Annotated in this window: 9 protein-coding genes; all 9 read right to left on the bottom strand. The window is 29.9% G+C overall.

Going from position 1 to position 8,299, the window contains the following annotated elements; translation table 11 throughout:
* Positions 1 to 176: 176 nt before the first annotated feature.
* Genes HOO91_17340 through HOO91_17380 form a run of 9 tightly spaced genes read right to left on the bottom strand, consistent with a single transcriptional unit; the run spans position 177 to position 8,252 of the window.
* Positions 177 to 1,493: a radical SAM protein gene (locus tag HOO91_17340; protein ID NOU19324.1), complete on the bottom strand. Its 1,317-nt coding sequence runs from the start codon at positions 1,491 to 1,493 to the stop codon at positions 177 to 179.
* On the bottom strand, positions 1,490 to 2,416 hold the full coding sequence (locus HOO91_17345) for a glycosyltransferase family 2 protein (GenBank protein ID NOU19325.1): 927 nt from the start codon (positions 2,414 to 2,416) through the stop codon (positions 1,490 to 1,492). Before HOO91_17345 ends, HOO91_17340 begins: the two co-directional genes overlap by 4 nt.
* Positions 2,417 to 2,424: 8 nt before the next feature.
* Positions 2,425 to 2,889, bottom strand: coding sequence for a hypothetical protein (locus HOO91_17350; GenBank protein NOU19326.1), 465 nt, complete (start codon positions 2,887 to 2,889; stop codon positions 2,425 to 2,427).
* Between the two features lie 6 nt (positions 2,890 to 2,895).
* Positions 2,896 to 3,912 carry a DUF4872 domain-containing protein gene (locus HOO91_17355; protein NOU19327.1) on the bottom strand — a complete coding sequence of 339 codons (1,017 nt, stop codon included), beginning with the start codon at positions 3,910 to 3,912 and terminating at the stop codon, positions 2,896 to 2,898.
* 12 nt (positions 3,913 to 3,924) lie between these two features.
* Complete coding sequence (locus tag HOO91_17360; protein NOU19328.1) at positions 3,925 to 5,067, bottom strand: DUF4872 domain-containing protein; 1,143 nt, start codon at positions 5,065 to 5,067, stop codon at positions 3,925 to 3,927.
* A 23-nt stretch (positions 5,068 to 5,090) separates the two neighbouring features.
* Positions 5,091 to 6,173: an ABC transporter permease gene (locus HOO91_17365; GenBank protein ID NOU19329.1), complete on the bottom strand. Its 1,083-nt coding sequence runs from the start codon at positions 6,171 to 6,173 to the stop codon at positions 5,091 to 5,093.
* 7 nt (positions 6,174 to 6,180) lie between these two features.
* Complete coding sequence (locus tag HOO91_17370; GenBank protein ID NOU19330.1) at positions 6,181 to 7,098, bottom strand: ABC transporter ATP-binding protein; 918 nt, start codon at positions 7,096 to 7,098, stop codon at positions 6,181 to 6,183.
* A 24-nt stretch (positions 7,099 to 7,122) separates the two neighbouring features.
* On the bottom strand, positions 7,123 to 7,995 hold the full coding sequence (locus tag HOO91_17375; protein NOU19331.1) for an MBL fold metallo-hydrolase: 873 nt from the start codon (positions 7,993 to 7,995) through the stop codon (positions 7,123 to 7,125).
* Positions 7,996 to 8,006: 11 nt separating this feature from the next.
* A complete protein-coding gene (locus tag HOO91_17380; GenBank protein ID NOU19332.1) occupies positions 8,007 to 8,252 on the bottom strand; it encodes a transposase in 246 nt (81 codons plus the stop codon).
* Positions 8,253 to 8,299 lie beyond the last annotated feature (47 nt).

Raw genomic sequence — 8,299 nt, forward strand, 5'->3', positions numbered from 1 at the left:
TATTCAGATATTATTATAAAGATCTTTTGTGAGCAAATGGAATAATTATCTAATAATATAGTTATTAACATTAATGCTCTGTAAATGATATATTTAATAAAACCATTGTTCCCTTTACGAGAGAAACCTTAATCAATAAAGTGAATAATGGATTTGTTACTTAATTGACAATGATTTTATTTGCTTTGAAAAAAGTCTGTTTTATATAAGTCACAGCATCTTCGGCAAATGGGGAATAACGCTGTGTCTAATTTTTCTCTAAAATCAAGGAATTTTTGATTATTCCAAATATCAAAAACACCTTGTTGGTTGATATTTCCAATTGTATAATCTGGAAAACAGGAGCAAGGTACAATATCACCGTTAGATTCAACCCAAATAGAATTTTCAATGTTTTTGCATTTATTAATTCCTATTCGATTCGGATTTGAATAATATTCCCTAACTTTTTCATCTGTATTAACTGGATATGGAAAGAATCGAATGTTAGGATCATTTTCTTTTTTAATTGTATTAATTTGTGATAATAATACATTCATGTCAGTTTTATCCTGATTTTCGGGATAGTAATCGATTGAAGTCGATTTTGCATTAAATAATTTATTGAGCATTTGTTTGTAGCCATCTTTTTCTTTTTCAGAAAAAAACATCATAAATTGAAACTCAAGAAATTCTGCTTTTAATTCTTTCTTTAATGCAACAAGGTCGGTAAGTTTATTGTAATTATTTTCGTTTATAACACAATTAATTGTAAGAATTGGCCTTCGTGTTTTAATCTTTTGAAGTTCTTTTATTGCACTAATAAGTTTGGAGAACGCTTTATTATTTCCTCGGACGGTATTATGAGTTTCTTCCAAACCATCAATTGATATAATAAGCATATCAACTTTATTGTCCAGAATAGCCTTTATGTTATCATTTAAAAGATAGCCATTGGTATTAATAATTGTAAAAAAATTCTTTGACTTTAAGTATTGTATGATTTCCCAAATATTGGGATGAAGAAGAGGCTCTCCTCCCCAGAGATATACTGGTGGTCTTCCAAAAATAGATATAGAATCAACAATTTTTTTAATAGAATCAACAGATAAATAGTGTATGGCTGATTTATCGCGTTGCCAACACATGCTACATTTTAAATTGCAGTTGTTTGTAAGCGAAAGCCCTATCATTCTACTTGGGTAGGAGGCAATATATTTATCTGCTTCGAATCCAGTTTTATTATATGTCCAAGACCCTAAAATGCCATTCTCATTATCTTTTGAAAATTCAATTTCAATTTTTGATTTTTCTGGTAATAGTTCTTCTTTTAGTTGGATTGTTAAACTAAAGGTATTGTTATTAAATTCTGTAATTTTTTTTGTTTCGGATAAACTTCCATTATTACTAAATTTATAAAGCAATTGTATATCATTTAATTGCCTTCTATTATTAATAATGAAATTGAAAATAACACTATCATTGCCAATTACAGTATTATTCAGCGTTATCATAATTTCCCCGATTTTAAGTTTATATAGTCAAAGGGTTGAAATTTAAACTGATTTGGGTGTTTTTCAGCCTCAAAAAGTTTTCCTGCCATTTTGTAGCTAAATTCTTCTAAACTAGCACCACCGCTGGTAAAATTTATATAACCTAATATTTCTTCGTTTCCTGGATATTTTTTTTGCAAGTATTTAAGATTTCGTGCTGTATCCGATAACATTTGGTTTCTGTTTTTCTCAACATCGAGGTGGTAATTAATGATGTGAGGACAATATTTGAATTCGTACTTGTTTTTATAAATACGGTATCCCAATTCGATATCTTCGGGTCCCCATCTATAAAAATTAGCATCGAATCCCCTTGCATTGACCAAATTTTCTTTACTTATTGAAGAATTTCCTCCTGTAAAGCAAATCCATGCGATGTTATTCAGAGTTTTATCAAATACTCGTTCCACCATATCCAGATACAAATCTTTTTTTATGTATGTTTTAATACTTTGCATACCCGATTCGAAATTTGCATAAATTGGATTGGTAACAATTTTAAAATCTTCCACATTTATTCTGTAAATTCTTCCGAGAATAACGCAATTACTATCCTGTTCATGCTCTTTTAAATGATATTCAAGAAAATCAGGAATTGCAATCAGATCGTCATCAATAAAAACTATAATACTGCCATTAGACATTTCTATACCTTTGTTACGGGCAAACGCTTGGCCTTTGTTTTCCTGATGATGAACCTGAACATTAAAATTAAACTTGGTGCTATCAAGAAATTCTTTAGTTCCATCATTTGAACCATCATTAATTACTATTACTTCAAATAAGGATTTATCAAGATTTTGATAACCCAGACAGAACATGGTGATCATCAATCGATCAAGTTTATTAAATGTTGAAATAATTACTGAGATTTTGGGTTTCATACTTAAATTTATTTTCTAAAAACATGAATAAATACTCCTTGGCACAGAAGGTGATTATTAGTAAAAATTGTTGACTTTGTTTTATACATATCAGTTGTATTGATAAGCATTTCATTCTTGATGCTCAAATTATCATAAGGTGTATAGCTATTGTTTATTTCAAAACCCTGAACCCCTGCTAAAAATCCTCTTCTTTCTGCCAGATCAAAAGACAAACGTAGTAGCACCTCTGATAACTGTCCCATTAATTCAATAATGACGAATAGTGGTAATGTTCCTGTTTCTGTTAGATAATAAGGACAAGTTTGTGTAATATTTTTTATTCCATGAATGCTTTTGCCCTTTTCAAAGTCTAATACCTTATCAACAAAAATGAAAGGGTATCTTTGATTGATAATCTTGTAAATGTTAAAATTTTTAATTTCCAACGGATAATCAATTGAGTTTTGATTAGGATTAACTGTAAATTCCATGATTTTTTAGGATAGCATTATACCTCCTAGTATATTTAAAGCCTTCTCTTCAATTTCAATAATGGCTTCACAATGTTTGCATGCCTTTTCTAGTTTTTTACTTATATCTTGCGTGTAATTTTTCTCAATATCTAAAATTGAATTATACAAAGATTCCCATTCCAGTTGCGACTTATTGAAGTCTTCTATAACACTATTAATTTCGTTGGTCTTAAGAATTTCTTTTGATTGTATGAGAAAATCAATAAACAAGCCTCTATTTGCAACTGAAGAGTTATCATTTCTTTTAATTACTGATTTAATATGCACAATAAAACTTTGAAATTCCTCTGTTGGATATTTATTTATATTTTTCAGAAATGAAATGAATGCTTTTAAACCAGCCAAACCTCTCGTATTTCCTGGAGTATAAAGCATAGATTGTACGTTTTTAACGATAGCCCATTTTATGCACTTTTCTAATGGAAATATTTTTTCAGGTAAAGCAATATCAAACCAAAAGTTACTAAGAGAAGCGTTTGTTTTAGAAAAATCGCATGCTTTAATTAGTTCTTTAGCTCCAATACTTACATGTTTATTGGAATAGTAATCGTATGCATTAAATGAATTCTTCTCATTATTGCAACTATAAAGTAGAATAGGGAGATGTTCATAATATGAATCAAAAGCCTTCAAATTAAAGGTTACAATTGGTTGAGATTTCAATAATAAATCACCGATATATTGCAAAAAAAGTTCAGGATCAGGTTCTGTTTTATACCATGCTTTAATATTCAAGTGAGCAAGTAAGTCTTTGAAAAATATATTATTAACTGTACTAATTCTAAAGGTGGATTCATTAGTTTGCTCAAAGTTAAATGATAATCCACAACCAAGACCAAAGATCATTGATTCTGATAGTTCTATTTTATCAATGTCTGGCACTAGTTTTAAATAGTAACTTGTATAATCATATATTGCTCCAATATCAGGACATGAATATGAACCAATAAGGCATTTTTCTATTTTATTTAAATTATTCATATCATTTAGCATCTATTGTATTTCTTTGTATAATAGAGAAATGTTTCTTTCTTCCTCATCAATAATGTTTTGTAGTAATTTTTTTGTGTCTGAATCATTTACAAAATCAAAATTTTCAGCTAAGACCTTTGCTCCAATTATGTCCATAAGTAATGTCCACTTTTCAGACAATCCCAAATAATTAGCGCCTATTGAATTAAAAGTTTTGTTGCCATTTATCTTGGCTGATTCTTGTAGGAATTTTCCAAAAGGAAATCGATATGCTCCCCATCTGTTTGCAAACCCGCGTGATAGCATTGAGGATACAAAAAAGGTCTTTTTTAACATATCCTTATCCGGGATTATATCTGACATGGTTTCCAAATCGCTAAAAAACTGTTTTATGCCTTTTAGACCTTGGCTATACTTTCGCCCATCAGTATCCTGTGTATACATATTGTTATCCATCATACGCAAGCAGCATTTGGTTATTCCTTTAGTTATGAGATAATCAATTGGTAAAGATTTTTCGGGAACATCAAAAACAACCGTTTCATTAAATACTGGAGGACAAGCTTTCTCCTCACTTCGTAGTTTCTTTAAGAGGGAGATTGGTATTTCAATTGGTGCTAAAAAAATGGTATAAATTATTATTGCTGATTCCTTAATATCATCATATCCGATTACTAGGTTTTTTGAGCCAGAAGTGATAAAATCTATAAATTCAGGAACTTGTATTTGATCAAATAGATTCTTAAGAAAAGGCATGTCATTTAAGGGGCCAATTTCTTTCTTATATAGGAATAGATCTACAACATCTATTAAAACAGGCTGTTTGTTATCAATAAATTTTTTTGTTTGCTCCCAAGCTACATCTTTATTTGTGAACCGGTAGACATGCGGCGTGATATTAAATTCATGACAAATATCTACATAGGTAACGTTTGAGCCCATAATAACCCAAAAAGGTAGTTTTACCGGAGGATTATTGCATTTAACTGTGACATTAACTGGTATGTAATTAAAATTTATTCCACCCCCAATTCCAAAACACATATAGGGCGATATATTTGTTCCATAATAATGTAATACGTCTCTAATTGATGTTACATGACAGTCAAACCAAGCTTGGTGAGTTTTATATAACGAATCAAGCACAAATCTTTTCGGTTCCATTTTATATTTATAAATAACAAAATTTATATTAATTGTTTGTTTTTAATTTTCCAACTATATAATGATATGATTGAAAATAGGCAAATCCAGAAAACTATTAGGGCAAATTGCCCCACATACGATCCAAAAGAATCATTATAAATCATAATGGAACGTAGTAAGTTAACAGTTGGTGTTATTGGAATAATTAATGATAGTTTACTAAATATTGGAGAACTATCAACAGGGAAAAACGCCCCGCTGAAAAATAACATTGGCATGCTTATGTAATTCGAAAGACTCACAGCACTACTAAAAGAGTTTGAAATACTAAAGATCAAAAATCCCATTAGTGTTGCTAAAATAGTAGTCAAGAATAGCATTAAGCATAAAGAGTAAATATTTATATCTGCTAGCCCCGTTTTAAATAAAAACTTATTTACCACGAAAATAAGTAATACCTGTAGAATAATTAATAAAAACCTGCTTAGTAGATAACTTGTTAAAAATGTATCAATACGTATTGGGGTTATAAATAGTCGCTTTAATATGCCTTTTTCCCTGAAGTTAGCAAGTTCGGTTCCAATACCAAACAGACAGGTATTTAGAATTGACATTATTATTATTCCTGGAAAGATAAAAATTGCAAAATTTGGTATTTTAATTTTTAAGGTTTCTTCCTTAAATCTCATTTCCTGTTTTTTATAAGTCGAAACCTGTAAATTTATTTTTTGGATTAAAGGATTAAAAATAAACTCGTAGCCTTTAACCGTATAAAGTTTAAGATCAATATAATCCTTTTTATAGTTTATATTTATAACCTGAAATCCTTTTTTAATTTGTTTTGATATATAGTATATATCATCTACATTATTTTTGTTCTTGGGTGCTGTTTCGAATGATTTTATTGAAAAATTACTGCTGAGATATGACTTATAATCAGTGGGAAGTTCATCTTCTGAAATAATCACTATGTTTTCACCACTCATTATCGCCGGAACCAAATAGCGAAATGATTCACCAATGATTAGATAAATAATTACGGGAAAGAGGGTTAGTAGTAATAAATTTTGTTTTTCCCTAACAAAAAGTAACAGATTATATTTAAATAGTTTAAGTATATTCATTGTTTAATTAATCAAATTTTTTACCAGTAAGGTTTAAATAGACATCTTCTAGATTTGCTTTCCTAACGGTTATGTCCTTAACCTGTAAATTAAGTATTTCAGGAAGTTCAACTATAAATTTCTCCAAATATTCCTTCTTATCTTCAATATAAATAATTAGGGTTGAGTTTATTCGAATATTATCAATATATCCGGGTGTTTTTTTAATTGTTAGAATATCTATGTCATTATCAATAATAAACTCTACAACCTTAGTGTTTTCATATTTTTTCATGAAACCGGCTAAGGTATTATGTGCAATAATCCGACCCGAATCTATAAATGCTATTTCATCGCACAACGCTTCGGCTTCATCGATATAGTGGGTAGTAATGAGTATTGTCTTTTTTTTAGCTTTATCTTGCTTGATTAATTGCCAGACATTTCTTCTTGATTGAATATCAAGTCCAGTTGTTGGTTCATCCAATATCAATATTTCGGGGTCATTCATTATACACATAATAAGATAAAGTTTCTGTTTTTGTCCCCCAGAAAGGTTCTTTATTAATGTACTCTTTTTGCTGTTTAATTCAAGAATGTCAATTAATTCGTTAATATCAACATCTGTTTTGGGGTATAAGGACTTAATATAATCAATAGATTCGCTTACCGTAAGATTTTCGAAAAAATTGCTTTCCTGAAGTTGAACTCCAGTGGTTTGCATAATTTTTCTTCGATTTTTTTTAATGCTTAGCGAATTAAAGTAAACCTCTCCTTGATTAGGCTTCATTAATCCACACATAATATAAATTAGTGTAGATTTTCCCATTCCATTTGGTCCAAGCAAACCAAACACAGTACCTTTTTCTATGGTAAATGATATTCCGTGTAAAATTTTGATTTTCTTGAATGATTTATGAATATTTTCAACTCGAATAGCGGGCATCTTGATTTATATCTAGTTTGTGATTTATATGTTGCATATTCTTTTCATTTCATTAATGAAGCAGTCATTCCCATGTCCTTTAATAATTATATTTCCTGGTTTAAAAATATGCTTAATCAATTGATTGTCATTATCTGAAATGAATCGGTCTTTAATTAAACTATCATAGGATTCTGAATTATTATCTTCTAAGATATCACCTACGCAAAACGAGGAAAAATTCTTGTTTTGTATTTCCAGAATAAGATCGCCTTCAGTATGTAAATTTAAATTGTAAAGAATTAAATTCGAAGATAAATTCTTGGTTTTATTTTCAATTATTAAAAATTTGCCTTGATTAACTTTATCAATTATTTGTGAGTACATATTATTATTGTTTATAATAATATTGGCAATTGCGCGTACTTTTGAATAATTATCAAAATATTTATAGTTATCATTTATTGTGGGTTCAAATTCAGCTTTTCTTTTATGATCGTTCATCTTTTGAAACAAGATGTTTGTAAGAGAATCAATCGGTTTTTCTTGTGATAATGAATATTTTATTGCCTGATCAAAATAGTCAATTGAACGATAGGTCTCATATGACATGATTATTGTTGCATTCTTAAAGAAATTTATTGATCCGCAGTGATCGAAATGCCAGTGAGATAGAATAATATAATTAATCTGATCCGGTTCAATCTCCAACTTCTTTAGTGCGTCTAGTAGATTCTTTGAGTTATATGGAAAACTCGTATCGAATAGAATATTGAGATTTGCATTTTTATCGTGAATGTATAATGATGATGATGCAAAAACATGTCCGCTTGTACCTTTTATAAGCCTGATGATATTACATGAAGTATTTTCTTGCAGTTCTATACTTGTTTCAGCGTCTACAGTTACTTTCTCCATAGTAATGCGAATTAAGGGTTGAAAAAAAGGCACATAAATGCAACGGCTAGCCTACCAAATACATGAACCAGCAAGCCGTTTGTCGATCGAACTTTAGACGCTCTTTGAATGCCAGTCTTCTCCTCTAGCCAGTTGAAGAAAGACTCAATGGGTTGACGTACCCTAGACACAACGGTAGAGAATAGATCCGCAGCAGCCTTGTCGAAGTATTTTATGGATTCCGCTTGACCTTTCACCCCTTTAACGGGAGTGTACATGATGGATTGCCGTTCTTCAAGGAGTTGGTTGAAGAAGTTCGGATCGT

The organism is Bacteroidales bacterium (assembly GCA_013141385.1).
GTDB lineage: Bacteria > Bacteroidota > Bacteroidia > Bacteroidales > Tenuifilaceae > UBA8529.

Bases quoted from the DNA above. Each gene is read 5' to 3' on its own strand.
- HOO91_17365 (NOU19329.1), bottom strand. From the start codon at position 6,173: ATGAATATACTTAAACTATTTAAATATAATCTGTTACTTTTTGTTAGG.
- HOO91_17375 (NOU19331.1), bottom strand. From the start codon at position 7,995: ATGGAGAAAGTAACTGTAGACGCTGAAACAAGTATAGAACTGCAAGAA.
- HOO91_17350 (NOU19326.1), bottom strand. From the start codon at position 2,889: ATGGAATTTACAGTTAATCCTAATCAAAACTCAATTGATTATCCGTTG.
- HOO91_17340 (NOU19324.1), bottom strand. From the start codon at position 1,493: ATGATAACGCTGAATAATACTGTAATTGGCAATGATAGTGTTATTTTC.
- HOO91_17370 (NOU19330.1), bottom strand. From the start codon at position 7,098: ATGCCCGCTATTCGAGTTGAAAATATTCATAAATCATTCAAGAAAATC.
- HOO91_17355 (NOU19327.1), bottom strand. From the start codon at position 3,912: ATGAATAATTTAAATAAAATAGAAAAATGCCTTATTGGTTCATATTCA.
- HOO91_17380 (NOU19332.1), bottom strand. From the start codon at position 8,252: ATGTACACTCCCGTTAAAGGGGTGAAAGGTCAAGCGGAATCCATAAAA.
- HOO91_17360 (NOU19328.1), bottom strand. From the start codon at position 5,067: ATGGAACCGAAAAGATTTGTGCTTGATTCGTTATATAAAACTCACCAA.
- HOO91_17345 (NOU19325.1), bottom strand. From the start codon at position 2,416: ATGAAACCCAAAATCTCAGTAATTATTTCAACATTTAATAAACTTGAT.